The organism is Pseudomonas sp. NA-150 (assembly GCF_044336365.1).
GTDB lineage: Bacteria > Pseudomonadota > Gammaproteobacteria > Pseudomonadales > Pseudomonadaceae > Aquipseudomonas.
The window spans coordinates 2,222,119-2,247,220 of sequence record NZ_CP172305.1 but is presented as its reverse complement, the minus strand read 5'-3'; the positions used below and the strand labels follow the sequence as shown (position 1 = coordinate 2,247,220).

The following is a 25,102-nucleotide window of genomic DNA, read 5'->3' as shown; positions in this document are numbered from 1 at the left end:
TCATCGAACAAGTTCGGTCCTACAGAGAATCGGATTTACCTTACAACACGAAGCGCTGGACCATGGTGTTCAGGTCGGTCGCCAGCATCGACAACGCATCGCTGGCCACGGTGGTTTGCTGTGCACCCGACGCGGTTTGCGTCGACAGGTCACGGATGCTGCTGAGGTTGCGATCCACTTCATGCGCGACCTGTGCCTGTTGCTCTGCCGCGCTGGCGATCAACAGGTTGCGGTCGCTGATGGTCGAAGTCGAGTTAATAATGACCTTCAGTGCCTCACCCGTGGCCGCCGCCTGATCCAGCGTTACGTTGCCTGGGTCGCGGTCAGGCGCAGGGCCTGAGCGGTTTCCTGGGTGCTCTTCTGCACGCCGTTGATCAGCGCTTCGATTTCACTGGTCGACGCGCTGGTGCGTTGCGCCAGCGAGCGGACTTCGTCGGCGACCACGGCAAAACCACGCCCCGCCTCGCCGGCACGTGCCGCCTCGATTGCCGCGTTGAGCGCCAGCAGGTTGGTTTGGTTGGCAATGGCGCGAATCACATCGAGAATCTTGCCGATGCTCAACGTCCGCTCAGCCAGACCTTCGGCCTGATGCGACGATTCCAGCACATTGCCGGTCAGTTGCTTGATCGAGTTGATGGTGTCGGACAAGCGCACCTGCCCCTGCGCTGCCGCCTGGTTCGACGCCTGGGATTCGCTTGAGGTGTCGCTGGCGTTGCCGGCCACTTCCACCGCCGCCTGGCTCATCTGATTGACCGCCACCGCTGCCTGTTCGATTTCGTCGTTTTGCAGTTGCAGGTTCTGCGCGCTGGCCTGGGCGATGGTGCCCATTTCCTGCACCGACTGCGCCAATTGCGTCGACGCCGCGCCAATTTGCGCGATGGTGACGTGCAGGTTGGTGCGCATCTGCCCCAGGGTACTGAGCAATTCTGCGGTTTCGTCTTTGCCCTCGGGGATAGGCTGTGGACTGAGGTCGCCCTCTGCAATGGTATGGGCGATGTGCAACGCTTCACGCACCGGGTGAATGATGCTCACGCTCAGACGCCAGGCCAGCAGCAAGGTCAGCGCCAACGCCAGGCCGATCGCACTGACGGCAATGATCCGCGCCTGGCGATAACTGTTGCCCGCCGCTTCCACTGCCGCCGCCGCGCTTTGTTTATTCAGCTCACGCAGCAGTTGCACCTGCATGTCCATCAGGTCGCCTTGCATGGTCAACGTGGTGTCGACCAGCATCCGCGCCTCGTTGATTTTGCGCTGTTCGATCAGGGTGATTTCGTCGCGCAAGCCGGGGATAAAGGCTTTGTACGCGTCCTGCAACGCCGTAATGGAATCACGCTCGGTGCTGTCAGTCACACGCGCAATGTAGTCACTGAAGCCCTTCTCGACTTCGTTTTTCAACTGCTCGACGTTGATCTTGCTGGTGGTCACCGCGCTCGGGTCGTCTGCGTTGGCGATCAAATGCGAGGTCTCGCCACGCATTTTCACCAGATCGATGGCAATCGCATCGGCCATCGCAATACTCGGCAACGCGCCACGTTCAACGGCCTCACCTTGACTGCGAATGCCCTGCATCTGCCATAAGCAAAACGCCCCGACCCCAACCAACAGGACTGCCGTAATGCCGAAGCAACCCACCAGTCGCGGGGTGATCCTGAAACGACGCAGCACGGGCGTCGCGGAGCGCTTGCGGAAAAATCGAGGCACGAACCTATTCACAGCTTAAAAGCCTCTTCAACGGATACGCCGGAGAGGCATGTATAAGGCAGAAATGTGATGTCTTTATGACATCGGTCAGAAATAAATTTGTTGACTTATTGGACAGGTCAAACCGGCCTTCGGAACCTGCGGTTTTTGCTGTTCATAACCCTAAGGTTAGAACCAGGTCGATAGTTTCTAATAACTGAACATCGTTCAATCCGTCAAGTAGACGAACGTGGAAATAAAAGTAAATTAAAGTTTATATTTGAATAGAAATATAAACTTTTATTTATATCTTCCTTCCTCCCATCATCAAACATTTCAAACTTCTCGCCTTGAAATTTTTTTGTAACAAGTCTTCGCAATACTGGCGCCGGTTTTGAATCAAGGGGTTAGCAACCCAAGTCTCGGCCAGGATAAGGCCAACTTTTTTGAAGTGACTTCTGTCACCTCTATTTAATCTGGGGATGATTACTATGCGTTTTGTTTATACAAAAATTGCAGCGAGTGTCTGCGGTGGTATGCTGTTGGCCCTGAGTGTTCCGGCCAACGCCGCGGTCGATGCAAAGTTACTCGAAATGCTTAAAACGAACGGTTCCATTTCTCCCGCTCAATACGCTGAACTGCAAAACGACCTGGCCAGCGACACTCAGGAAAAACAAAAGGCCGATGCTCAGCAGGCCAAACTGGTTGACCAATCTACCAAACTGGATGCCTTCTCGCAGGCCGTGGCCTGGGCCGCAAAGACTCACTTCGAAGGTGATGTGCGCCTGCGTCAAGAAACGGTTAAAGCCGATGGTCAAACCAACAGCCAGGATAAAAACCGTCAGCGTGTCCGCGTCCGCCTCGGTGCCTACACTGAAATCAACCCTGAGGTGAGCACGGGCATTCGTATTGCGACCGGCAGCGACAACTCTGCGAACACCACCAACCAGGACTTGAACAACTACTTCACCAAGAAAGACATCTGGCTGGACCTGGGCTACATCGACTACCACCCTACCGCCGTGAAAAACCTGCACCTCATCGGCGGCAAGATCAAACAACCGTGGGTCAGCGAAGGCGACATCATCTGGGATAGCGACATCAACCCGGAAGGTCTGGCAGCCACCTACCAATACGATGTGAACGACAAGTTCCAGTTGTTCGCCAACGGTGGTTTTTTCACGCTCAAGGACAACGTCGACGGCAACGGTACCCAGTTCTCGAACGACCTGCGCATGTATACCGGCCAGATCGGTACTCGCTTCAAACCCCTGGATAACCTCAAGGTCACCTTGGGCGGTAGCCTCTACAGCTTTGACGGCGACCACAGCAGCCCGCTCCCAGGCACTGCCGGCGCGATCGCAGGCAATGCCCTGGCGATCAACGGCAACACGATCAACAAATACCGTCTGTACGAAGGCTTCGGTCAGGCTGATATCTCCGGCTTGATGGTTCCACTGTCGTTCTACGGCCAATTAGTCAGCAACAGTGAAGCCTCTTCCGGTCAAGACACCGCCTGGTTGTTCGGTGCCAAATCGACCGTGTTTGGTTTCAACGTCGACTACAACTACCGCGATGTTCAGCGTAACGCCGTGGTGGGTGCATTCACCGACTCCGACTTTGCCAACGGCTTCACAGCCTCGCGCGGCCACAAACTCAATATCAACCATGATATCGGCAAAAACTTCAATCTCGGCGCAACGTACTTCATGGCCAACTCCGACGCTGCAGTCAGCGGCGTGAAAGATGCCGATGTCAATACTTTGCAACTGGACGCTGTCGCCAAGTTCTAACCGGTGCCCTCACGTCGTTATGCAAACGTTGGCGTTCGTTAGCGTTTGAACTTGCAGGCTGGCGGTGGTGCGTTAAACCTCATCACCTCCATCAATCGCACCAACGGTTTAGCCTGCAACTTATAGATGCTCCCTTTAAAACCGACGGTGCTGCGTCGGTTTCTTTTTTTCGTCAACTACAGAACACTTGAAGGCGTTTTCAATCACACCCACCCTGTAACAGAACGGACACCCTGTTTTTTCCTGCACTACCGCGCGGATGGATGGCTTCAGCGCCGGCAAGTGGTACAGTCGGCGTTTTTCAGACTTAAGGAAGCATCATGCGGATGTTGGCAGGTCTCATGACCCTCGGATTGTTGGCTGGGTGCTCGACGCACAGCATGGATCAGGCGCGCACCGCAGCCCCGACCAAGACCTTCACCTCCGAGAAGAAAGACCAACTCGTTGCCCAGTGCGTCCAGTTCGCCTGGCAGGATGAGACCATGTTCAGCGTCGAGGCCGCAGCCTACCTGCAACCGGGTCCGGCGGGCGGTTACACGGTCTACACCCGCAGCTCGGAATACTTCATCGACGTCACCAGCAGTGCCGCCGGCACCACGGTCAATTACTACATCACCAACGCTGATGCCCTGGCCGAACGCCGCTTGGCGACCCTGGCCACCTGTTTGTAAATAATCGAACCAGCGCCGCCTGTTCTTCACCTACAGTCATTGGGCTTGAACCCCGCCTTTATCCGGCGGACTAATCAAACACCATGTTTACGAGGGTGAGTCTCATGGATCTACATTTGCGGAACAAACGCGCGCTGGTTTCCGGCTCGACCAAAGGTATCGGCTTCGCCATTGCTACGGGTCTGGCCCGTGAAGGCGCCCGAGTGATTCTCAACGGGCGCTCGGAAGCATCGGTCAGTGATGCCCTGACCAAATTGCGCGCCCTGCATCCAGACGCCGAAGTGCAAGGCTTCGCGGGCGACCTCTCCGACCCGCAGCACATCACGCGACTGCTGGAACAACACCCCGAGGTCGACGTGCTGGTGAACAACCTCGGCATCTTCGACCCCAAGCCGTTTGAAGACATTCCCGACGAAGACTGGGCATTGTTCTTCAATACCAACGTCATGTCCGGGGTTCGTCTAACCCGCGCTTACCTGCCGAAAATGAAACAGAAGAACTGGGGCCGTGTGGTGTTCATCAGCAGCGAAAGCGGGGTGCAGATCCCGGTTGAGATGATTCATTACGGGGTCACCAAAACCGCGCAACTCGGTTTGTCCCGTGGCCTGGCCGAGAGCTGTGCGGGTACCGGGGTGACGGTCAACTCGGTATTGCCTGGCCCGACCAGTTCGGAAGGCGTCAGTGAGTTCGTCGACAAACTCTCGGGCGGCAAACCCTTCGATGAATTCGAAAAAGAGTTCTTTGAAAAAGCCCGCCCTACCTCGCTGCTCAAACGCTTCACCACGCCTGAAGAAGTCGCCAACATGGTGGTCTACATTTGCTCGGAAGCCTCGGCGGCCACCAATGGCGCGGCGTTACGGGTGGATGGTGGCGTGATCAAATCAGCGTTTTGAACAAGGCCGTACCGTGTCTAGTCCTGAAATAGGTTTACACCTGTTTCACCCCTAACGCCCGATGCACTGCATCGGGCGTTTTGTATTTTAAAGACAGGTGCGGTCGCTCCTGGTCGTAAGCGGCGATATGCCTGTGCTCAATTTTTCACAGACCTTTGACCTCTATCCCACCCTCTTGAATTTAATGTGTTCAGCGCCTGTGAAGTTTGCCCGTTGTACACTTTCCGTTATCGCGTCCCCAGAAAAAGTGCGTTCCCTGTTCACGCGGTCACCCATTTATATACGTTGCTTACAAACGATTGAGACCTGTTTATGAAGCCCAACAACCTCCCCATGCGTCACGCCGACCATAAAGGTCTGCGGCGCCAACAGTCACTTCCCGAGGTCTATACCCCCGTATCAAGTCTTGTCCAACAATGGGTGCTCCCATTGGGGTTACTGGCCTTCCTGCTGTTTTATCTACTGCCACTGACTTTCCATGGCCTGTGGATTCCCGATGAGACACGCTACGCGCAGATCAGCCAGGAGATGTTAAAAACCGGCAACTGGGTGTCTCCGCACTTTATGGGCCTGCGCTACTTCGAAAAGCCCGCAGGCGGTTATTGGATGATCGCCATCGGCCAGGCGTTGTTCGGTGAAAATTTGTTTGGCGTTCGCGTTGCCTCGGCAGTCAGCACCGGCTTGAGTGTGCTGCTGACCTATCTGATTGCCCGACGCCTGTGGAATGACCCGCGCAAAAGCGTAGCCTGCACCCTGCTGTACATGAGCTTCGGTCTTATTGCCGGCCAGGCAGGCTACGCCAATATCGATCCGCAGTTCACCTTGTGGGTGAACCTAAGTCTTGTCGCACTGTGGTTCGCTGTCGACAGCAGTCCGCAGCGCCATAGGTTGATGGCCTGGGCGGCGTTGGGTTTCGCCTGCGGCATGGGTTTTCTGACCAAGGGCTTTCTGGCCTGGCTGCTGCCGGTGCTGATCGCCCTGCCGTACATGACTTGGCAGCGACGCCTGGGCGAATTGCTGCGTTATGGCCCAATCGCGGTGCTCTTTGCGGCGATTGTCTGTTTACCCTGGGTGCTGAGGGTCAATGCGCAAGAATCCGACTTCTGGAATTTTTTCTTCTGGAATGAGCACGTTCGCCGCTTTGCCGCCGACGATGCACAACACGACCGTTCCTGGTGGTTTTACCTGCCGATCATGCTGGTGTCTTCCCTGCCCTGGGCCGCCTTGTTGCCCTCGACACTGGTAAAGGCGTGGGAGAAAAAACACCAGGCCGACACGGCTTTCCTGCTGTTGTGGCTGGTGCTGCCGCTTACTTTCTTCAGCCTAAGCCGAGGCAAACTGCCAACCTACATCATGCCGTGCCTTCTGCCCCTGGCGCTGCTCATCGGTAACACGTTGGCCGACAAACTGCGCCAGCTCGAAGGCCAGGCGATTCGGATCAACGGCCTGATCAACGCTGCTATCGCCATCATCGCCCTGCTCGCACTGATTTATTTGCAAATGACCAACCCAGTGTACGGGCGAACAGAAACCATCGGCCTGACGCTGTTCATCATCGTGCTGGCCGTCTGGATCATCAGCAACGCACTGCAGGCACTCAGGCCGCTTACTTACTGGGCTGCGCCAGCACTGGGTGTCTGGACCCTGGTCGCACTGCTACCGGCCGCGATGCCCGGACACATCGTCAGCAGCAAGATGCCTGATCAGTTCATTGCCGAACACCTCTCCGAACTGAACCAGACCACCAGCCTGCTGAGTAACGACCTCGGTGCTGCATCGGCACTCTCCTGGCGTCTGAATCGCCCGGATGTGGACCTGTACAACGTCGTCGGCGAAGTGAAATACGGCATCACCTACGCCGATGCGATTCACCGCCAGGTCGACCGGGACAAGGTGCAACGCTGGATGACCGAAGCCCGGAAAAAGGGTTCGGTGGGTGTAGTCATGCGCGTCAACAGCCCCGGCGAGACCGACGAAATCGGGCGCCTGCCCAAGGATGGTAAGCGCTATGTGCGCGGGAATATGACAATTTTGATTTTTGCGCAGGAGGGGTAGTTGTTTTAAGGGGCGGGCGGGCACGGGTTACAACGCCCTCCTGCTGCAGCCCGTCTGCTCAAGGCTCTGCTCCGCGATCAAAAGCATTTCGCTGAAATGGCTTGAATTTCGACACGGTTGCTCATGCGTTCCTCCCGGCAGCGTTGTAGTCGCTGACGATGGTTTTCATTTCAGTGAACTGGCGCTGCAGCAGGCACTACAGATCGCGGACGACGTTGATTGAAACGGAAAACTCGCTGCTTTCGGTGATATCTGCCAAGAGAATATCGACGACCGCCCCCGCTCGATGCAGTTGGCAGAGGATGACGTCGTCCAGACAGTCGGGATCCACCTCGGGATCAAATTTCAGGACATTTTCAGGCGTGTACTCCATGCGGAGCGTCTTTTGCGGCGAATTGGCCATGCTTCTCTGAGCGTTAAGTGCTCAAGTAATCAGTGCTTTCCTGCAGTCCGACCTCGTTGCCCCCACCTGATGTGTCGAACAATCTGACTTGAGTCTTTGGGTTAATCACCGGCCAGTATCTCCAGGTACAAAAAACCCGCACTTGGCGGGCTCTTGATGTTGGGATGTGGTTGAGCGCTTACGACTGTACTGGCCCTGACTGCTTCGCAGCTCGTAACGGATGCATCACGCTCGAGTAAGCGGAAACGACGGACACCCACGTCATGGCAAGTGTACCGATCAGGATGCTGGCCTTCTGATCCTTGAGCACTCCAAGGTTTTCCGGCTCGGAAAAGTACGTCAACGAGCCAAGAGCCACCGCGGCGACAACCCCTGAGCTAGACATCGCGATAATCAAGGCGTGGGAGAGGTCTGGGGGTTGCTTGTGATAGAGGGATAAACCCAAATATATTGCTATCAACATCAAGCTGCCCAGAATTGAGCAGCTAATTTGATCCAATGCCATGCAGTCGTCCTTGATTGTTAGGTCGACTTGGTCGATCGAAAGCCGATGATAGCTCCCAGCACAGCACCTACAACCGCGCTTCCCATGCTGGGGAAAACCATATTGGCGATGGCTGCGCACCCAACCGTGGTCGCGATCATTGTGACATCCATCGCCCGACTGATCGGTGGACACGTCCCTAAACGATGAAAATGCTTATTGGTCATTTTCTGCTCCTGCTCCTGAGTGACGCTCATGCAACCCTAAAAATCCGTTGTCCGAGGATGATTATGAAAATCCAAGACGTTGTTCGCAATGGGTACGAACCAACTTCAGAAACGTCCTACAAAAACTCGCCCGCTCAAGATCCAACACTTTCAAACCCCCGAGGTTTTCTTGCGCTTACCCGCTGCCTTAGCCCTTCCATTTCTGCCTGCATTACACCCTACCGTCGTGCTCCATCCGGCCTGGGTGTAGGTTTGCTCGACCGAGCCCACCAGGTTCATCCAGATCCGCCTCACGTCTGCGCACCCATGCCTGGGCCGCCTGTTTACGGGCGAAAGTCTGGCTCTCTTGGTAGACTTGCACTCCGGAACGCTTGATCCGGATTTGAGCGGTGTAGCAGGCCGTGCCATCGGCCCGTTTTCTAACTCTGATAGTCGCCATTTTTTAAGTGGCACACGTCTGTCCATGATTAGTAAATTGTACCGCCCACCCGGAAATATGGCCTGAAACCGCCTTAAAATGGTACAAAATCGTAGAGCAAAATGTTAACGAATTCAGCCTCAAGCCCAGTAGATACAAGGCCTACAGTGTCCCGCCGGTTCTCCGTTGCCCCGATGATGGATTGGACCGATAGGCACTGCCGCTTCTTCCTACGCCTCCTATCCAAAAACGCCCTCCTCTACACCGAGATGGTCACCACCGGCGCTCTGCTCAACGGCGATCACGAGCGCTTCCTGCGTCACGACGAAGCCGAGCACCCGTTGGCTCTGCAACTGGGCGGCAGCACCCCTGCCGATTTGGCGGCCTGTGCGGTGATGGCTCAATCGGCCGGGTATGACGAGGTCAATCTGAATGTCGGCTGCCCGAGTGATCGGGTGCAGAACAATCTGATCGGTGCGGTGTTGATGGGTCACCCTGGTTTGGTGGCCGATTGTGTGAAGGCGATGCTGGATGCGGTGTCGATTCCGGTGACGGTGAAGCATCGGATCGGGATCAACGGTCGGGACAGTTACGCTCAGTTGTGCGATTTCGTCGGGCAGGTGCGTGAGGCGGGGTGTACCAGTTTTACCGTGCACGCGCGGATTGCGATTCTTGAGGGCTTGTCGCCGAAGGAAAATCGCGATATTCCGCCGTTGCAATATGATGTGGCAGCGCGCTTGAAGACGGATTTCCCGGAGCTGGAGATTGTTCTCAACGGTGGGATCAAGACGTTGGAAGCTTGCCACGAGCACTTGCAGGTGTTTGACGGAGTGATGCTGGGGCGTGAGGCGTATCACAACCCTTATCTGCTGGCTGAGGTCGATCAGCAGTTGTTCGGCAGCACGGCGCCGATTATTTCCCGGGCCGAGGCGTTGGCGGCGATGCGCCCTTATATTGCTGAGCACATTGCCAGTGGTGGCTCGATGCATCACATCACTCGCCATGTGCTGGGGTTGGGGACCGGTTTTCCAGGCGCGCGACGTTTTCGTCAGCTGTTGTCGGTGGATATTCACAAAACCAAAGAGCCGTTGGCGCTATTGGATCAGGCTGCGCAGTTGCTTGAAGGCCGTTAGTTTAAAAACCGCGGGAACGAGTTGAGCGGATCGGGCTCAAATGATCTTGGATTACCTCTCCGGCTCATGGGCCATTAGTAGCATGCGCCCTTGAGTGGCCGGCAGCGCTCGGGTAATGTCTTCTAACCGCACAGGACAGAGCACCCTCATGACTTCCAAGCTGGATCAACTCAAAAAAATTACAACGGTAGTTGCTGACACTGGCGACTTTGATGCCATTGCACGTCTCAAGCCGGTAGACGCCACAACTAACCCTTCCTTGCTGCTGAAGGCCGCTTCCAGCTCGTCCAATGACGAACTGCTGAAAGCAGCGTTCAAGGGCAGCAACCATGACATCGGCTTGGCCTGCGACCGTTTCGCCGTCGCCATCGGTCAAAAAATCCTGAATGTCGTGCCAGGCCGCGTATCCACCGAAGTGGACGCCCGCTTGTCGTTCGACACCCACGCCATGATCGAACGTGGTGAGCGTCTGATAGGCCTGTACGAAGAGGCTGGTATCGGTCGCGACCGTATTCTGATCAAGCTGGCGTCGACCTGGGAAGGCATCCGTGCTGCCGAGAAGCTGGAAAAGAGCGGTATCCAGACCAACCTCACCCTGCTGTTCTCCTTCGCTCAGGCAGTGGCGTGCGCTGAGGCCGGTGTGTTCCTGATCTCGCCGTTCGTAGGACGCATCTACGACTGGTACAAGAAGTCGGCTGGCCATGACTTCGTCGGTGCCGACGATCCGGGCGTGCAGTCGGTAACCCGCATCTACAACTACTACAAGGCCAATGACTACAAAACCGTGGTCATGGGCGCCAGCTTCCGCAACATTGGTCAGATCGAGCATTTGGCCGGTTGCGATCGCCTGACCATCAGCCCGGACTTGCTGGATCAGTTGTCGAAGGACACCGGCACTCTGGAACGTATGCTGAAGCCAGGTAACGCCGGTGAAGCACGTCAAAGCCTGAATGAAAGCCAGTTCCGCTGGGCATCGAACGAAGATGCGATGGCCACCGAGAAACTGGCCGAAGGCATCCGTCAGTTCGCTCGCGACCAGGAAAAGCTCGAGGAGTTGCTCGCCGCCAAAGCATAAAAGCGCCGAGACAGACAAAGGGCGATACCTTCACAGGTACCGCCCTTTTTATGCCTGTCAGAAAGGCGCGTTGCTAGCGGTGCGAATTCACTTCGGTGCGCTCGAGGGCGTTGACCAGATCGTGGAACGCCTCACGATTCGAATCGTTCAGGCCCATCAAGATCTTGTGCGCTTCCAGCACCTTGGCTTTCACCACCTCTTCAGACTGATCCTGCGACGGCAAGTCAGTCAGAGATTCCGGGCAGCGCACCGGACGGTCAACGATGTTGAACACCTGATCGAAACCCATCGACTGCAAGAGTCGAGTGATGTCTTCATGGGTGGTGACAACTGTCGGCAACAACCCAACTTTTTGCCGCGACATGATCGACAGCTTGGCCAGCAGGCCGAGCGTCGTGCTGTCTATGCTGCGGGTTTCGGTCAGATCGATGACGATCGCCGAAAAATTCCGCGAGGTGAAGATTCGTTCAATAGTTGTATCCAAAGCCGAACACAGCGTCAGGCGTACTTCACCCACAAACTTCAGGACGAAGGTGCCTTCTTGCTCGGCAAACTGGATTCTACCGGTACTCATTAAAGGTTCCTGCTCAACACCAACAAGGCGATATCATCCGGCATCTCCCCTAGCGTGGCCAATCCAAATATCTGACGCAGGCCATCCAGGCTGCCGCCCGCTGTTTTTACCATTTGCGGTAACACAGCTTCTTTCTCTTTGAGTGTATCACCCGGTAAAAGATCCAGAATCCCATCGGACAATAAGGTCAGGCTGAAGGTCTCAGGCAAGTCCAGTACGTGGTCCTGATAGGTCGCCTCATTGAACAGTCCGACCGGCAGGCCACGGCCTTCCAGATAGTGCACGTCAGTGGGCGTGTACAGAATCGGCAACGGCAGATGGCCACCGATGCTGTAGGTCAATTTACCGGTTTCTTCGTCGATGACACCGCCGACCATGGTCACATGTTTGCCCAGGTTGCAGTTGATCAATCCACGATTGATATGGTCCAGCACTTCCGAGGGCTTGAAGTCCCTCAGCACGCCATTGCGCCGGAATTCGAACAACAGGCGCGTGGTCATGAATTTCAGCAGCACCGTGACAAAGGCCGAAGAGGCGCCATGCCCGGAGACGTCGGCGAGGTAGAACGCCACACGACGCTCATCCACACGAAAGTAATCAACAAAATCGCCCGACAGGTACAACGACGGAATGATTTCGTGAGCGAACTTGAAGTCGTCAATCTCCCAAGGGTTGACCGGCAGCATGTTCATCTGCACCTGGCGACCGGCGGTCTGGTCTTCCTGGAGCAAATGCAGGCTGGCTTCGAGTTCGCGATTGGCGGCTTCCAGCTTCTGTCGATAGCGCTGGTTTTCCAGCAGCAAACGCGCACGATCCAGGGCTCGACGCACCGAATGCTCGAGCACTGCCAGATCTTCCAGGGGTTTGACCAGGTAATCGGCGGCACCCAGGCGCAACGCTTCGACGGCGTCATTCATGACACCGGCACCGGACACCACGATAACCGGCATGTCAGGGGCAGCACTGGTCATCTGACGAATCAGCTCGAGTCCGCCCATCTGAGGCATACGCAGGTCGCAGATCACAAGATCGGGCTTTTTTTGCTCGAAGATCTGCAGGCCCTGCAAGCCATTGCTCGCTTGCAGGACGCTGAAGCCACTGTCTTCCAAATAGGCGGCGATACTCGCTCGCACTACTTCGTCGTCATCGATAATCAGCAGCGTGGCACTGGTTTTCTGCATGTGGGCAAACGGCGCCAGGGTAGGTTGGCGTAGGCGGCCCGGTTTTATCGGCTCCGCGTACTGGATTCGCTTCTAGCCTCTCTAAAACGGCGGCGACAGACTTTTGGTCGCGCGCATCGCCATTCAGAGGTGCCCTTCAAGGCGCAGACGGTACTCCCATCCGCCGGGCGTTTCAAGCTCGCGCCTGTGGTCGCGCGGTGACTTTACATCGCAAATCACCCGGAGTTATAAGAAGGAACAAATCAGCAACAGAAACGAAGGACACGTCATGAGCCAAAATGATCGGGACTACGCGGAAAAGAGAGATTACATCCGCATGCGTGTGGATGCCGACATCACCCTGCTGTACGCGGGCCAAATCATCCCGGCAGTGTGCGTCGACCTGTCAAGCTCGGGCATGCAAGTGCAGGCACCGCGATCGTTCAAGATCGGCGACAAACTGAGTGTGAAGATCGATTCCGAGCACTCAGCGCTCAAAGGCCTGGAAGCCGAGACAGAGGTAGTGTGGCTGGCCAATACCGATGATGGCGGGCAAAAGCTGGGGCTGACGATTCTTTCGATGAATTGATACTATTTTTTACACCCGCTCATTGCGTAACAAAAAAGGCGACCCTGAGGTCGCCTTTTTTTTGCAGCCTGTCTCGTCCTGAATAAGGTTTACACCTTCTGACCTATCTTCAGGAGGATGTAATGGAATCAGGCAAAAGGCGGAGCCAGCGTGACTACACGCTAGCCTTTAAATTATCGGTCGTAGACCAAGTCGAAAAAGGCGAGTTGGGTTATAAAGAAGCCCAACGGCGCTATGGCATCCAAGGCCGGTCCACGGTGCTGGTCTGGTTACGCAAGCACGGTCGGCAGGACTGGAGCCTAGGCGCATCAATTCGAGAGCCGAGGAGCAGGTCCATGACCGAACCAAACCTCCCGTTGACGCCCGAGCAACGGATCAAAGAGCTTGAAGAACAGTTGGCGCTAAGCAACCAGAAAGCGCAGTTCTTTGAAGCTGTCGTGAACGTTCTGAAAAACGACTACGGTGTTTGCGTCGTAAAAAAGCGATCCGGCAAGTCCTCACCCAAGGGCAAATCAAAGACCTGAGCATTTCCAGGGCTTGCCAGTTCATGGGCATTTCCCGACAGGCATATTACAAACGTAACCGAGCGTTTGACGCGCGCGCGAAGAGCGCCCAAACCGTAATGGGCTTCGTTCTTGAGACGCGCCTTCAGTTGCCTCGGTTAGGTACTCGCAAGCTGCATAGTCTGATGCACTCAGAGCCCGACGAGGCCCTGAAGGTCGGTCGAGACCGGCTGTTTGATATCTTGCGTGACCGCCGTCAGCTGGTTCAGCGCAAGCGTGCCTATCACAAGACAACTGACAGCCATCATCGCTTTCGCCGACACCCCAACCTGCTCAAACCTGGCCCTAATCAGGCTGTGGCTACAGGTCCCGAGCAGGTTTGGGTCGCAGATATCACCTACTTGCCTACGCAGCAAAGTGTCGTTTATCTGAGCTTGGTGACGGACGCTTACTCTCGCAAGATTGTCGGCTATCACGTGCATGAAAGCCTGCACACGGCATCAGTCATCCAGGCAATGAGTAAAGCGCTGCGACAAAGGAAAACCGATCAGCTACTGGTTCATCACTCGGATAGAGGTGCCCAGTATTGCTCTGATCTTTACCAAAGGCTGCACGCCAAGCATGGCGTCAGGTGTTCGATGACCGATGGCTATGACTGCTATCAGAACGCGCTCGCAGAGCGTGTGAACGGCATTTTGAAAACAGAATTCTTGCTGCACCGCCCCAAGGACTTGGCTGATGCGACCCACATGGTTGGAGAGTCTGTAAGGATCTACAACGAGAAGCGGCCCCACCTAGCCTTGAAATACAAAACGCCCGATGCGGTGCATCGGGCGTTTTTGAAGTGAAACAGGTGTAAACCTATTTCAGGACTAGACAGCCAAAGACGCTTAGAAGTCGTCTTTTACCTTGCCGTCCTTGACCTTGAACTCGCGGTTCTGCAGGTAAGCGTTACGGATGAAGGTGTATTTGTCGCCAGTGATCAGCTTCTCGCTCGACAACAGTTGCGCACGGCTATCGACCACGTCGACGCCCTGCAGGCTGTTGCGCCAGTCGATATCGTTCATGTAGCGATAAGGTGCGTCGTAGGTGTCCGGGTACTTGGCCAGGCCATCACGCACCGTGCTTGGGCCGAACAGCGGCAGCATCACGTAGGGACCGCTTGGCACACCCCATTTACCCAGGGTCTGACCGAAGTCTTCGTCGTTGCGTTGCAGGCCCATGCGGGTCCCGACGTCAAACAGACCGGCGACACCGAGGGTGGTGTTCATCAGCAAACGAGCGGTGTCGATACCGGCAGCATGAGGCTTGGCCTGCAACACGTCGTTGGCCAGGTTGCGCACATCACCGATGTTATTGAAGAAGTTGTGCACGCCATCCTGCATGAACTGCGGCGTTACGAACTGATAACCCTGCGCCAGTGGCTTCAACGCGTACGTATCAAGGGTATCGTTGAAGGTGAAAATAACGCGGTTGACGCCTTCCCATGGATCTTCATCAGCAGCCTGGGCTGCGAATGGAACAAAAGCCACACCGGCAACGAGGCACAGTTGAGCCAAACGATTGATGACGCCAGCACCGGTCACGGGCATAGCAAAAACTCCTGGTTATTGGGACGGGCGCTAAGCCCAGCGAAACAAGACAGGCAGTATAAAGCCTTCTGTCACGATTTAGGCAGACTTGCAGATTGATAGTTGTCATGCATAAAAACGATAACGACCCCGCACCTGACATCGCATCTTCACAAGACTGTCATGTGGCGTGCGTAGCGTGAGAGAATATTTCAGGGACGTCGCCATCGCCATGCCAGCGCCACTTGCCACACCCTTGCCGTTACCCGCTCCAGCCTTCACCGCCGTGCTGTTCGGCCTCAGCGGCTGTCTGGTCGATTTTGGCGCCCGTTCGATAGCGATGCTGGACCATCACACCCTCAGCAACGCTGCCCCCGATGACATTCACGCCGCGATCAAAGACCACGCGATTGCCACACTGGGCGCCGTGTCGATTTTGAAAAGCCTGAGTCGCCAGGGTGTGCCCGTTGCCTGGCTGGATGAATTACCCAGCTCCATCAGCGTTTGCCTGGCCGCGCCATTGGACGAATGGATTGTCCCGGGCAACCGCTCCGCCGGCGGCACCGGCTGGCCTGCCCCCGATGCGTGCTGGCAGGCGCTGATGACCCTCAACGTCAAGCAACTTGACGGCTGCGTATTGATCAGCGGCGACCCGCGCTTGTTGCAGTCCGGGCTCAACGCCGGTCTCTGGACCATTGGCCTGGCCTCCTGCGGCCCACTGTGCGGTCTGTCCGCTGATGACTGGCAGGCCCTGAGCAACGCTGATCGCGAATACCGGCGTGGGCAGGCCACCCTGCAGCTCTATGCGCAGGGCGTGCATTCGGTCATCGACCATCTGGGCGAGTTACCTTCCTGCCTGGCCGATATCAGCTTGCGTCGGACCAAAGGCGAAAAACCCTGAGACACGTGTGCTTGATCAAGATCATGCACGCTGCCCAAGAGTGGATTAGTCTTACCCTTATCAAGGACCTTTAGTCATGCGCTGGGGTCCATGCAAGAGACTATCCATAGAGGGAGCACGCCATGCCTGCCCGCGAACTGCAAGAACAACTGAATGCTCTGCGCGAGCAACTGGACAAGAACCCACCGCTTTCCGAATCGGAACGGGAGAACCTGCACGAACTGATGCAGCAGATCGAAGACAAAATCCAGCTGGAAAGCATGACCCAGGACGCCAGCCTGTCCGACGGCGTCAACCTGGCGGTGGAGCGCTTTGAGCTCAATCATCCGGCGATCGCCGTCACCTTACGCAACATTGTTCAGACGCTGGGCAATATCGGGATCTAACCGGTCACGCCCACAAAAAACCCGTCTTTACGACGGGTTTTTCGTTTACTGGCGCGCCAGCCTGCGGTTTTCCAGGCTAATCGTTTCGGTGCTGCGGTACGGGTTGATGTCCAGCCCGCCGCGTCGCACATAACGCGCATAGACCGTCAGTTTCTCTGGCTTGAGCAGGCGTTGCAGATCGAGAAAGATCCGCTCGACGCATTGCTCGTGGAAATCCGAATGCTGGCGGAAGCTGACGATATACGCCAGCAGACTCGCATGATCCAGCGCTGCACCACGGTATTCCACGGCCACGCTGCCCCAATCAGGCTGACTGGTTACCGGGCAGTTGGACTTCAATAGGTGACTGTGCACGCTCTCTTCGACAATACGCGTGCTGTCACACCGCAGCAGCTCTGGACGCGGGGTCTCGTAGCTGTCGATGGTGACGTCCAGCTCATCTATACACGCACCCGGCAATGACGCCACGCCCTCGCTTTCGATCTCTGCCAGGCGACGAATACGCACGCCCACCGGCTTGCCCGCAGCCGCCGACAGATCGTTTTCCAGCGTTGCCACCAGCGCCGCCTGATCGACGAACGCGGTCTGGTTCAGCGAGTTGAGGTAGAGCTTGAACGACTTGGACTCGATGATGTTCGGCGAGTCCGCAGGAATGCTGAACTCTCCAATGGCCACCACCGGCTTACCCGACGGCAGTAGCCAGGACAGTTCGTAGCAGTTCCAGAAATCGACACCCTGATATGGCAGCGTTTGCGCCGTCAGCCCGAGCTCGGCCCATTTCGCCGCGCGCGGGATCGGGAACAGCAACGACGGTGTGTAGGTGGCAATGTATTCACTGGACTTGCCCAGCGGCGAATGTTCGGCTGCGGGATGCATAACGGGGACCTGAGTAAAGAATCCCCGCGAGTTTATCGAATTTGCCCGCCGCTTTCAGCGCTTAGTCGACGATATCGACCTTGCCCACCATGCCCGCCTGATAGTGGCCTGGGAAATTGCAGGCAAACTGCAGGTCGCTGACCTTGGTGAAGGTCCAGGTCAGCTCGGCAGTTTTGCCCGGCTCGACCAGCACACTGTTGGGATCGTCGTGCTTCATACCACCGCCTGCGCTGCCGTGGTCCATCGCCGAGTGACTGGCGTCGGCAGGCATCGGCGCCCCGCTCATGCCCATCTTAAGCATTTCTTGCTGATGCGCGGCATGCATGGCCGCGCTGCCGAGGTTGAACTCGTGTCGCAATTGACCCTTGTTGGTCAGCACGAAACGCACGGTTTCACCGGCCTTGACCCGCAGTGAGGACGGCTGAAAATACAGATCGCCCAACGTCACTTCGACCGTGCGCGTCGCCTGTGCGGCGGGGGCGGCATGGCCAAAATCAAACCCAGCTTTGGCATCGGCCAACGACGGCAGACTCAACGCCAGCAATCCGGCAACCGCTGCCACACGAGCCAGCGAATTCAGGGTACTGCTCATCACACTTCTCCACATAAACAACAGTTGATGAGCCCACTTTAGGTCGGTGGCGCTGGCAGTTAGCTGACGAAAAGATTACAACTTTGTCAGCTTCGGCCAATCACCGCTGGCCGCGCTACAGTGTGCCCTGCCCCGCTTACCATGAGTTATCCATGAAACTACTGATCATTGAAGATCAAGCCAAAACCGGTCATTACCTTCGCCAAGGGCTGAGCGAGGCCGGCTTCAATACCGAACTGGTCGCCGACGGTATCACTGGCCAGCATTTGGCGTTGAGCGGCGATTACGCGCTGTTGATTCTCGACGTGATGTTGCCCGGTCGCGATGGCTGGCAAATCCTCAAGACGGTGCGCGATGCGGGGCTGGAGACCCCCGTACTGTTTCTCACCGCGCGCGATGCGGTGGAGGACCGGGTTCGCGGCCTGGAACTGGGCGCCGACGATTACCTGGTCAAACCCTTCGCCTTTTCGGAGTTGCTGGCTCGGGTGCGCAGCCTGTTGCGACGCGGCAGTAGCGCGGCCCAGGAAACCCACCTGCAACTGGCCGACCTGTGCCTGGACCTGCTGCGCCGGCGCGTCGAGCGCAACGGGCAGCGGATTGACCTGACCGCCAAAGAGTTTTCGTTGCTGGAGCTGTTATTGCGACGCCAGGGCTAAGTACTGCCCAAATCGCTGATTGCCTCGCAGGTGTGGGACATGAACTTCGACAGCGACACCAATGTCATCGAAGTGGCTATCCGTCGCTTGCGCTTGAAGGTCGATGACGACTACCCGAACAAGCTGATCCACACCGTGCGCGGCATGGGCTATGTCCTGGAAGAGCGCGCCCTATGATCAGCCGATTATCGCTGGGCAGCCGCCTGGCGTTGCTGTTTGCAGCCTGCACCGCCGTGGTCTCGCTGAGCGCCGGCATCCTGTTCAGCCGCGCCAGCGAGGCGCATTTCATCGAACTGGATCAGCAATTACTCGACAGCAAGCTCCCGGCGCTGCGTACAGCCTTGGCCGGCGCGGCCAGCCAGGCCGATGTCGACGCACACAAAGCCGCGCTGCAACGCGAACTTGGCCACGAGCCCGACCTCGCTCTGCGCATCAGCGCGGGTGACGGCAGCGTCTGGTTCGACAGCCTGCCCGCGCTGCCAGCGACGCTGCCTGCCCCGAACAGCCTGCAAACCGTCAGCAGCGATGGTACTGATTATCGGCTGTACGCCATTGATCTCAACCCCGAAAACAATGACTCAGCACGCCTGACTCTATTGTTGGACATCACTCACCATCAGCACTTTCTGCAACGCATGCAGCGCCTGATCTGGTTGACGGTTGGCCTCTCGGCGCTGGCGACGGCGTTGCTGGGTGTCTGGGCCGCCCGCAGCGGTTTGCGCCCCCTGCGGCAGATGAGCGAAATCGCCGCCAGTGTCTCGGCCAGCTCACTGACCACCCGCTTGCCGCACAACGACATGCCCGTGGAACTGGCCGAACTGACCCAAGCCTTCAACGCCATGTTCGCGCGCCTCGACGACGCCTTTCAGCGGCTTTCGGCCTTTTCCGCCGACATTGCCCACGAACTGCGCACGCCACTGTCGAATCTGTTGACGCAGACCCAGGTCACCCTCACCCGCCCGCGCACCGCCGAGGATTATCGCGAGGCATTACTCGGCAACCTGGAAGAACTGCAAGGGATGGCGCAGATGGTCAACGACATGCTGTTTCTGGCCAAGGCCGAGCACGGGTTGCTCAACCCCTCGCGCGAAACCCTGCAGTTGGCGGACGAAGTCGACACGGTGCTGGAGTTCTTCGCGCCACTGGCCGAGAACAATCAGGTGCGGCTGTCACGGGAAGGCAGCGCCACCCTGAGCGGCGATCGCCATATGCTGCGCCGCGCCCTCTCCAACCTGCTGGACAATGCGCTGCGCTTCACGCCCAGTGACGGCCAGATCGCCGCGCGGATCGTCAGCTCGGCACAGGGTGTGCAGTTAAGTATTGAAAACACGGGGGTAGCCATCCCGGCTGAGGTATTGCCACGCTTGTTCGACCGTTTCTATCGGGCAGACCCGGCACGTCATGAAGGCAGTAGCGAGCATGCAGGGTTGGGGCTGGCGATTACCCATTCGATCATTCGCGCCCATGGCGGGCAGATTCGCTGTGAGTCGGCGCAGGGATTGACGCGGTTTGTGGTTGAGTTGCCGATACCGGACAAGATCTGAATTTAGCGGCGCCGAACAGAATGCATTCGCCAACAGGTTTGCGTAGGCAGCGACGCGGTGCGACAGGCGCACCGCCTATGAATCACTCGTAACGCAGCGCATGCGCCGGCTGAATCTGCGCCGCGCGCCAGGCCGGGTAAACCGTTGCCAGGAAGCTCAGAATGAAACCGGCGCCGCAGATCAGCGCCACGTCCCCGCCCTGCAACTGTGACGGCAGGTTATTCACGAAGTACACGTCGGAGCTGAAGATGTGCTGCCCGGTGGCCCTTTCCAGCCAGCCGACCATGTCGCTGACGTTGATCGCCGCAATCACCCCAAGAACCCCGCCGATTATGGTCCCGACGATGCCGATGACCGTGCCCTGCACCATAAAGATGGTCATGATCTGCCGGGGTGTGGCGCCGATGGTGCGCAGGATCGCGATATCCGCGCCCTTGTCGTTCACCACCATGATCAAGGTGGCGATGATATTGAATGCCGCCACCGCAACGATCATCAGCAGCAACAGACCGATCATGGTTTTTTCCATCTTCATCGCACTGAACAGACTGCCCTGGCTGCGGGTCCAGTCGTCAGCGTGGTAGCCAGCACCGAGACCGGCAACGATGGCCGACGACACCTGTGGCGCGGCGTACAAATCCTTCAACGCCAGACGCACGCCTTGCACCTGATTCGGCTGCCAGTGTTGAATCTGCGCGGCATCGGCCGCGTTGATCAGCGCCATGGTGCCATCCAGCTCGGCGCCGACCTTGAACACGCCGACCACCGTCAAACGTTGCAGGCGCGGGGTAATGCCACCGGCGTCGGTACTTGGCTCAGGCACGATCAGCGTCAGTTTATCGCCGACGTTCAAGCGAAAGCGGCGCGCGGTGATTTCACCGACCACCACGCCAAACTCGCCCGGACGTAAATCTTCGAGACGGCCCTGGGTGATGTGTTGGGCCACGATCGACACTTCATGCTCCAACGCCGGATCAACACCACTGACCTGAATTGGCTGCATCGAGCCGCGATACGAAAACATGCCTTCCATTTCAGTAAACGGCACCGCAGCCGTCACCTGGGGATTGTTCATGGCCGCTGCCGCTACCGGCTTCCAGTCATCCAGCGGTTTCACACCCGAGATCACCGCGTGCGGCACCATGCCGAGAATGCGCGAGCTCATCTCGCGTTGAAAGCCGTTCATCACCGATAACACCACGATCATCGCCAGCACGCCCAGCGCGAGGCCGATCATCGAGGTCATGGAAATGAACGAAATGAAGTGATTGCGGCGCTTGGCGCGGGTATAGCGCGTGCCAATAAAGATCGATAACGGTCTGAACATTCGCGGAGCACCGTAGAAAAATATGAAATCCCCGGCGCGCTGAACTTCGCCAGGTGGACTGAATCAGCCTTCGACCAGTCGGCCGTCTTCCAGGCGCAAGACCCGGTCCATCTGCCTGGCCAGACTCATGTCGTGGGTCACCACCAGAAACGCCGTGCGCGACGAGGTGCTGAGCTCCAGCATCAAGTCCTGAATGCCTTGGGCGGTATGGTGGTCGAGGTTGCCGGTCGGTTCATCGAGCATCACCAGCCCCGGCTGATTGACCAGCGCCCGGGCAATCGCCACACGCTGGCGCTCGCCGCCAGACAGCTCCGACGGCTTGTGCGCCAGACGATGCCCCAGGCCAACGCGCTCCAGCAAGGCCGTGGCGCGCGAGCGGGCTTCCGGAATGGCTGTACGGCCAATCAACAACGGCATGCACACGTTTTCCAGCGCGGTGAACTCAGGCAACAGGTGGTGGAACTGGTACACAAAACCCAGCGCCCGGTTGCGCAGCAGGCCACGCGCTTTCTCACCCAGCGCCGACAATTCTTCCCCGGCCAGCCAGACGCTGCCTTGCGATGGCGTATCCAGGCCGCCCAGCAGGTTGAGCAAGGTACTTTTACCAGAGCCGGAGCTGCCGACGATCGCCACGCGCTCGCCAGCATGCAACTCGAGTTGCAGGCCCGACAGGACCACCACCGATTCAGGACCCTCATCGTAGGACTTGCCCAGGTTACGGCAGCTCAATACAGCTTTATCACTCATGCCCGACTCACTCATAACGTAGCGCCTCCGCAGGCTGGGTGCGCGCAGCACGCCAGGCCGGATACAGGGTGGCGAGGAAACTCAGGATCAATGCAGCGCCGCAGACCAGCACGATGTCTTCGGTTTGCAATTGCGACGGCAGGTAGTCGATGAAATAGACGTCCGAGTTGAGGAACTTGTGCCCGATCAGGCCTTCCAGCGCGGAAACCGCGGCGCTGACGTTGAGCGCACAGAAAATCCCCACCAACGCGCCGATCAAGGTGCCAATGACCCCGATCACCGTGCCCTGGACCATGAAGATGCCCATGATTTGCATCGGCGTGGAGCCCAGGGTGCGCAAGATGGCGATATCGCCCTTCTTGTCATTGACCACCATCACCAGCGTGGAAATGATGTTGAACGCGGCCACCGCAACGATCAGCAACAACAGCAGGCCGATCATCGCTTTTTCCATGCGGATCGCTTGGTACAGGTTGCCCTGGGTGCGGGTCCAGTCACGGGCGTAATAGTTGTGATCGCCCAGCTTCTGTGCAATCTCCCAGGCCACGCGGGGCGCCTGGAACAGGTCATCGAACTTCAGACGCAGGCCCTGGACCTGATCCGGCTTCCAGCGATGCAGGCGCGCCAGGTCGGTGAGGTTGGTCAGGCCAAGGTAGCCATCCAGCTCGCCGGCACCGACGTGAAACAGGCCAACCACGGTAAAGCGCTTCATTCGCGGAAAGATCCCGCCCGGCGTCACAGTGACTTCCGGGGTGACGAAGGTCAGCTTGTCGCCGATATCGACGCCGAGGTTCTTTGCCGCCTTGTCGCCGATGACGATGCCGAAGCTGTCCGGGGTCAACTCATCGATACTGCCCTTGAGCATGAAGTTATCGATGATCGAGACCTTGCGCTCCTGGGCCGGGTCGATCGCGTTGAGCAGCACCTTCTGCACCTTGCCGTTGCTGGTCAGCAAACCCTGCATCTGGGTAAAAGGCGCAATGGCTTCCACCTGCGGGTTGGCCTTGACCTTGGCAGCCAGGGCTTGCCAGTCATTGATCGGCTGATCGCCCTCGATGGTGGCGTGAGGCACCATGCCGAGTACGCGGGTACGCATCTCATGATCGAAGCCGTTCATCACCGATAACACGACGATCATCACGACCACGCCCAGGGCGAGGCCGATCATCGACGTCAGGGAAATGAAGGAAACAAAATGATTACGGCGTTTTGCACGGGTGTAACGCGTGCCAATAAATACAAAAAGAGGTCTGAACATGTCGGGGCTTGTTCGGAGGAAAGGGAACGTCCTTGTGGCGGGTCTTGCTGAGCGGCTTTACACTCAGACCACCGCCGCTACCATGGGTTCGCCATGTCGACATTAGATGAAGAAGATCGCCGCGAATACTACCGTATCGAGGACATGATCGCACTGGAAATTAACCATCTGTCCGGCACGGACGCACCTCATCACGCGCCGGCACATGACACCTCCACGCTGTTCAACCTGCTCAGCGAGCTGCACGTCAGCGAGTTCGAATCCCAGCACCTGTTGCGCCAGCTCTCGGAACAAGATCGGGTGCTCAGCAGCTTCCTGAAAGTGCTGAACAAGCGCATCGACCTGCTCGGCCAGGTAGTCGCGCAAACCGTGATCGGCAAGATCGGCGAGCCCCAGCCGGTGATTCTGTCTGAAGGTGGCTTGCAATTTCACCACCATCTGCCGATCCGCACCGGCACTCAGCTGTCGATCAAAATGGTGCTGATGCCTCAGGCTTTGGGCTTGATGCTCAAGGCCAAAGTCACGCACTGCGACACGCACGAGATAGGCAGTTTCGAGATCGGCACGGAATTCGAAGGCCTTTCGGATGCCCAACGACAACTGCTCGCCCGACACATCCTGCAACGACAAGCCCAGCAACGACGGGCTGCCAAAGAGCAGGACGACGCGCCAGAATCCTAAATAACCCGATACACGATTCTCTGTAGGAGCGGGCTTGCCCGCGATAGCGGTGTATCAGGTCTATCGCTATCGCGGGCAAGCCCGCTCCTACAACCAAGGCTAAAAAGCTTTCATATTTAATGACGCCCCAAGGAGTAAACGTGACCTTAATTTATGGCCACCGCGGCGCCAAAGGCGAAGCACCGGAAAACACCCTGAACAGCTTCAAGGAATGCCTCAAGCACGGCGTTCGCCGCTGTGAACTGGATTTGCACCTGTCCCGTGACGGCGAACTGATGGTCATCCACGATCCGACCCTCAAACGCACCACCGACCGTCGCGGCAAGGTGGTTGAGCACCTCGCCGCCGACCTGGTGACCTATGACGCACGCAAAGGCGGCCCAGACTGGGTGCAGCCGTGCCCGATTCCGCGTCTTGAAGATCTGTTCGAACAGTGCGACTTCGATCACTGGCAGCTTGAAGTCAAAAGCGCCTCACGCACCCGCGCGGCGACCACCGTGTTGGCAATTCGCGAAATCGCCCAGCGGCATGGCCTGCTGGACAAGGTCACTGTTACGTCGAGCTCGCGGGAAGTTTTGAAAGCAGCGCTGGAGCTGACGCCTGACCTGGCGCGCGGCCTGGTAGCCGAATACGCCTGGCTCGACCCACTGAAGGTCGCGCAAAGTTATGACTGCAGGATTCTGGCGTTGAACTGGACACTCTGCACCCCTGAGCGCTTGCAGAAAGCGCAGCGTCAGGGTCTGCATGTGTCGGTGTGGACCGTCAACGAGCCCGCGCTGATGCGCCGACTCGCCGATTTCGGGGTAGATAGCCTGATTACAGACTTTCCCGGTTTGGCCACTGCCACGCTCGGGAATTACTGAAATCGGTCTCCCCGGCCGGCTCAGGCCACCGGCCGGAGCCGC

General features: G+C 57.5%; 26 protein-coding genes and 3 pseudogenes. 14 read left to right on the top strand and 15 right to left on the bottom strand.

Features of this window, described 5'->3' with window-relative positions; genetic code table 11:
* Window positions 1-40: 40 nt before the first annotated feature.
* From ACF0H7_RS10750 to ACF0H7_RS10740, 3 genes and pseudogenes are all read right to left on the bottom strand, one after another.
* Entirely contained in the window at window positions 41-223 is a 183-nt protein-coding gene (locus ACF0H7_RS10750) for a hypothetical protein (RefSeq protein ID WP_397452736.1), read from the bottom strand.
* Between the two features lie 80 nt (window positions 224-303).
* Window positions 304-828, bottom strand: coding sequence for a methyl-accepting chemotaxis protein (locus tag ACF0H7_RS10745; protein ID WP_397453875.1), 525 nt, complete (start codon window positions 826-828; stop codon window positions 304-306).
* 117 nt (window positions 829-945) lie between these two features.
* Window positions 946-1,632: pseudogene (locus ACF0H7_RS10740) on the bottom strand (MCP four helix bundle domain-containing protein); the annotation flags it as partial.
* Between the two features lie 539 nt (window positions 1,633-2,171).
* Here ACF0H7_RS10740 and ACF0H7_RS10735 point away from each other — a divergent pair.
* From ACF0H7_RS10735 to arnT, 4 genes are all read left to right on the top strand, one after another.
* Window positions 2,172-3,473 (top strand): putative porin, encoded by a 1,302-nt coding sequence (locus tag ACF0H7_RS10735; protein ID WP_397452735.1) that lies wholly within the window; start codon window positions 2,172-2,174, stop codon window positions 3,471-3,473.
* A gap of 320 nt (window positions 3,474-3,793) precedes the next feature.
* The gene (locus tag ACF0H7_RS10730) at window positions 3,794-4,144 is read left to right on the top strand and encodes a hypothetical protein (protein ID WP_397452734.1); all 351 of its coding nucleotides are present in this window, start codon (window positions 3,794-3,796) and stop codon (window positions 4,142-4,144) included.
* A gap of 104 nt (window positions 4,145-4,248) precedes the next feature.
* Entirely contained in the window at window positions 4,249-5,037 is a 789-nt protein-coding gene (locus ACF0H7_RS10725) for an SDR family NAD(P)-dependent oxidoreductase (RefSeq protein ID WP_397452733.1), read from the top strand.
* A 312-nt stretch (window positions 5,038-5,349) separates the two neighbouring features.
* A complete protein-coding gene (gene arnT / locus ACF0H7_RS10720) occupies window positions 5,350-7,092 on the top strand; it encodes a lipid IV(A) 4-amino-4-deoxy-L-arabinosyltransferase (RefSeq protein WP_397452732.1) in 1,743 nt (580 codons plus the stop codon).
* A 196-nt stretch (window positions 7,093-7,288) separates the two neighbouring features.
* On the opposite strand, the gene ACF0H7_RS10715 is transcribed toward arnT, so the two are convergent.
* The 4 genes and pseudogenes from ACF0H7_RS10715 to ACF0H7_RS10700 all read right to left on the bottom strand — a co-directional run.
* Complete coding sequence (locus ACF0H7_RS10715) at window positions 7,289-7,495, bottom strand: hypothetical protein (RefSeq protein WP_397452731.1); 207 nt, start codon at window positions 7,493-7,495, stop codon at window positions 7,289-7,291.
* 178 nt (window positions 7,496-7,673) lie between these two features.
* Window positions 7,674-8,000 (bottom strand): hypothetical protein, encoded by a 327-nt coding sequence (locus ACF0H7_RS10710; protein ID WP_397452730.1) that lies wholly within the window; start codon window positions 7,998-8,000, stop codon window positions 7,674-7,676.
* Between the two features lie 17 nt (window positions 8,001-8,017).
* A complete protein-coding gene (locus ACF0H7_RS10705; protein ID WP_397452729.1) occupies window positions 8,018-8,206 on the bottom strand; it encodes a hypothetical protein in 189 nt (62 codons plus the stop codon).
* A 250-nt stretch (window positions 8,207-8,456) separates the two neighbouring features.
* A pseudogene (locus ACF0H7_RS10700) lies at window positions 8,457-8,645 on the bottom strand (site-specific integrase); the annotation flags it as partial.
* 101 nt (window positions 8,646-8,746) lie between these two features.
* On the opposite strand from ACF0H7_RS10700, the gene dusA reads away from it, so the two are divergent.
* Window positions 8,747-9,757, top strand: coding sequence for a tRNA dihydrouridine(20/20a) synthase DusA (dusA, locus tag ACF0H7_RS10695; RefSeq protein WP_397452728.1), 1,011 nt, complete (start codon window positions 8,747-8,749; stop codon window positions 9,755-9,757).
* 148 nt (window positions 9,758-9,905) lie between these two features.
* Window positions 9,906-10,832, top strand: a complete 927-nt coding sequence (tal, locus tag ACF0H7_RS10690) for a transaldolase (RefSeq protein ID WP_397452727.1) — start codon at window positions 9,906-9,908, stop codon at window positions 10,830-10,832.
* A gap of 73 nt (window positions 10,833-10,905) precedes the next feature.
* Here tal and rssC read toward each other — a convergent pair whose 3' ends face one another.
* Complete coding sequence (rssC, locus tag ACF0H7_RS10685) at window positions 10,906-11,406, bottom strand: anti-sigma factor antagonist RssC (RefSeq protein WP_397452726.1); 501 nt, start codon at window positions 11,404-11,406, stop codon at window positions 10,906-10,908.
* On the bottom strand, window positions 11,406-12,587 hold the full coding sequence (rssB, locus tag ACF0H7_RS10680) for a two-component system response regulator RssB (RefSeq protein ID WP_397452725.1): 1,182 nt from the start codon (window positions 12,585-12,587) through the stop codon (window positions 11,406-11,408). The genes rssC and rssB overlap by 1 nt, the downstream gene beginning before the upstream one ends.
* Before the next feature lie 268 nt (window positions 12,588-12,855).
* Here rssB and ACF0H7_RS10675 point away from each other — a divergent pair, with 268 nt between their 5' ends.
* Window positions 12,856-13,155, top strand: a complete 300-nt coding sequence (locus ACF0H7_RS10675) for a PilZ domain-containing protein (RefSeq protein WP_397452724.1) — start codon at window positions 12,856-12,858, stop codon at window positions 13,153-13,155.
* Between the two features lie 122 nt (window positions 13,156-13,277).
* Window positions 13,278-14,506 (top strand): IS3 family transposase gene (locus ACF0H7_RS10670; protein WP_397449392.1). Its coding sequence is split into 2 segments (ribosomal slippage): window positions 13,278-13,629 and window positions 13,629-14,506, totalling 1,230 coding nucleotides; the frame shifts between segments, so codons are not numbered across the junction.
* A gap of 42 nt (window positions 14,507-14,548) precedes the next feature.
* On the opposite strand, the gene ACF0H7_RS10665 is transcribed toward ACF0H7_RS10670, so the two are convergent.
* The gene (locus tag ACF0H7_RS10665; protein ID WP_397452723.1) at window positions 14,549-15,250 is read right to left on the bottom strand and encodes a VacJ family lipoprotein; all 702 of its coding nucleotides are present in this window, start codon (window positions 15,248-15,250) and stop codon (window positions 14,549-14,551) included.
* Window positions 15,251-15,461: 211 nt separating this feature from the next.
* Here ACF0H7_RS10665 and ACF0H7_RS10660 point away from each other — a divergent pair, with 211 nt between their 5' ends.
* Window positions 15,462-16,130: an HAD family phosphatase gene (locus tag ACF0H7_RS10660; protein WP_397452722.1), complete on the top strand. Its 669-nt coding sequence runs from the start codon at window positions 15,462-15,464 to the stop codon at window positions 16,128-16,130.
* 122 nt (window positions 16,131-16,252) lie between these two features.
* Window positions 16,253-16,516 (top strand): DUF4404 family protein, encoded by a 264-nt coding sequence (locus tag ACF0H7_RS10655; RefSeq protein WP_397452721.1) that lies wholly within the window; start codon window positions 16,253-16,255, stop codon window positions 16,514-16,516.
* A gap of 45 nt (window positions 16,517-16,561) precedes the next feature.
* Here ACF0H7_RS10655 and queF read toward each other — a convergent pair whose 3' ends face one another.
* Window positions 16,562-17,392 (bottom strand): NADPH-dependent 7-cyano-7-deazaguanine reductase QueF, encoded by an 831-nt coding sequence (gene queF, locus ACF0H7_RS10650; RefSeq protein WP_397452720.1) that lies wholly within the window; start codon window positions 17,390-17,392, stop codon window positions 16,562-16,564.
* A gap of 61 nt (window positions 17,393-17,453) precedes the next feature.
* On the bottom strand, window positions 17,454-17,984 hold the full coding sequence (locus ACF0H7_RS10645) for a plastocyanin/azurin family copper-binding protein (RefSeq protein WP_397452719.1): 531 nt from the start codon (window positions 17,982-17,984) through the stop codon (window positions 17,454-17,456).
* A gap of 152 nt (window positions 17,985-18,136) precedes the next feature.
* Between ACF0H7_RS10645 and ACF0H7_RS10640 the strand changes: the two are divergent.
* Together ACF0H7_RS10640 and ACF0H7_RS10635 are read left to right on the top strand one after the other, a co-directional pair.
* Window positions 18,137-18,817: pseudogene (locus ACF0H7_RS10640) on the top strand (heavy metal response regulator transcription factor).
* Complete coding sequence (locus ACF0H7_RS10635) at window positions 18,817-20,184, top strand: heavy metal sensor histidine kinase (RefSeq protein WP_397453874.1); 1,368 nt, start codon at window positions 18,817-18,819, stop codon at window positions 20,182-20,184. The pseudogene ACF0H7_RS10640 and the gene ACF0H7_RS10635 overlap by 1 nt, the downstream one beginning before the upstream one ends.
* 82 nt (window positions 20,185-20,266) lie before the next feature.
* Here ACF0H7_RS10635 and ACF0H7_RS10630 read toward each other — a convergent pair whose 3' ends face one another.
* The 3 genes from ACF0H7_RS10630 to ACF0H7_RS10620 all read right to left on the bottom strand — a co-directional run bounded on the left by ACF0H7_RS10630 (window position 20,267) and on the right by ACF0H7_RS10620 (window position 23,516).
* The gene (locus tag ACF0H7_RS10630; protein ID WP_397452718.1) at window positions 20,267-21,511 is read right to left on the bottom strand and encodes a lipoprotein-releasing ABC transporter permease subunit; all 1,245 of its coding nucleotides are present in this window, start codon (window positions 21,509-21,511) and stop codon (window positions 20,267-20,269) included.
* 63 nt (window positions 21,512-21,574) lie between these two features.
* Window positions 21,575-22,258, bottom strand: a complete 684-nt coding sequence (lolD, locus tag ACF0H7_RS10625) for a lipoprotein-releasing ABC transporter ATP-binding protein LolD (protein WP_397452717.1) — start codon at window positions 22,256-22,258, stop codon at window positions 21,575-21,577.
* Between the two features lie 7 nt (window positions 22,259-22,265).
* Window positions 22,266-23,516, bottom strand: coding sequence for a lipoprotein-releasing ABC transporter permease subunit (locus tag ACF0H7_RS10620; RefSeq protein ID WP_397452716.1), 1,251 nt, complete (start codon window positions 23,514-23,516; stop codon window positions 22,266-22,268).
* Between the two features lie 93 nt (window positions 23,517-23,609).
* Between ACF0H7_RS10620 and ACF0H7_RS10615 the strand changes: the two genes are divergently transcribed.
* The gene (locus ACF0H7_RS10615; protein ID WP_397452715.1) at window positions 23,610-24,197 is read left to right on the top strand and encodes a PilZ domain-containing protein; all 588 of its coding nucleotides are present in this window, start codon (window positions 23,610-23,612) and stop codon (window positions 24,195-24,197) included.
* Window positions 24,198-24,337: 140 nt separating this feature from the next.
* Entirely contained in the window at window positions 24,338-25,060 is a 723-nt protein-coding gene (locus tag ACF0H7_RS10610; protein ID WP_397452714.1) for a glycerophosphodiester phosphodiesterase, read from the top strand.
* Window positions 25,061-25,102: the final 42 nt, after the last annotated feature.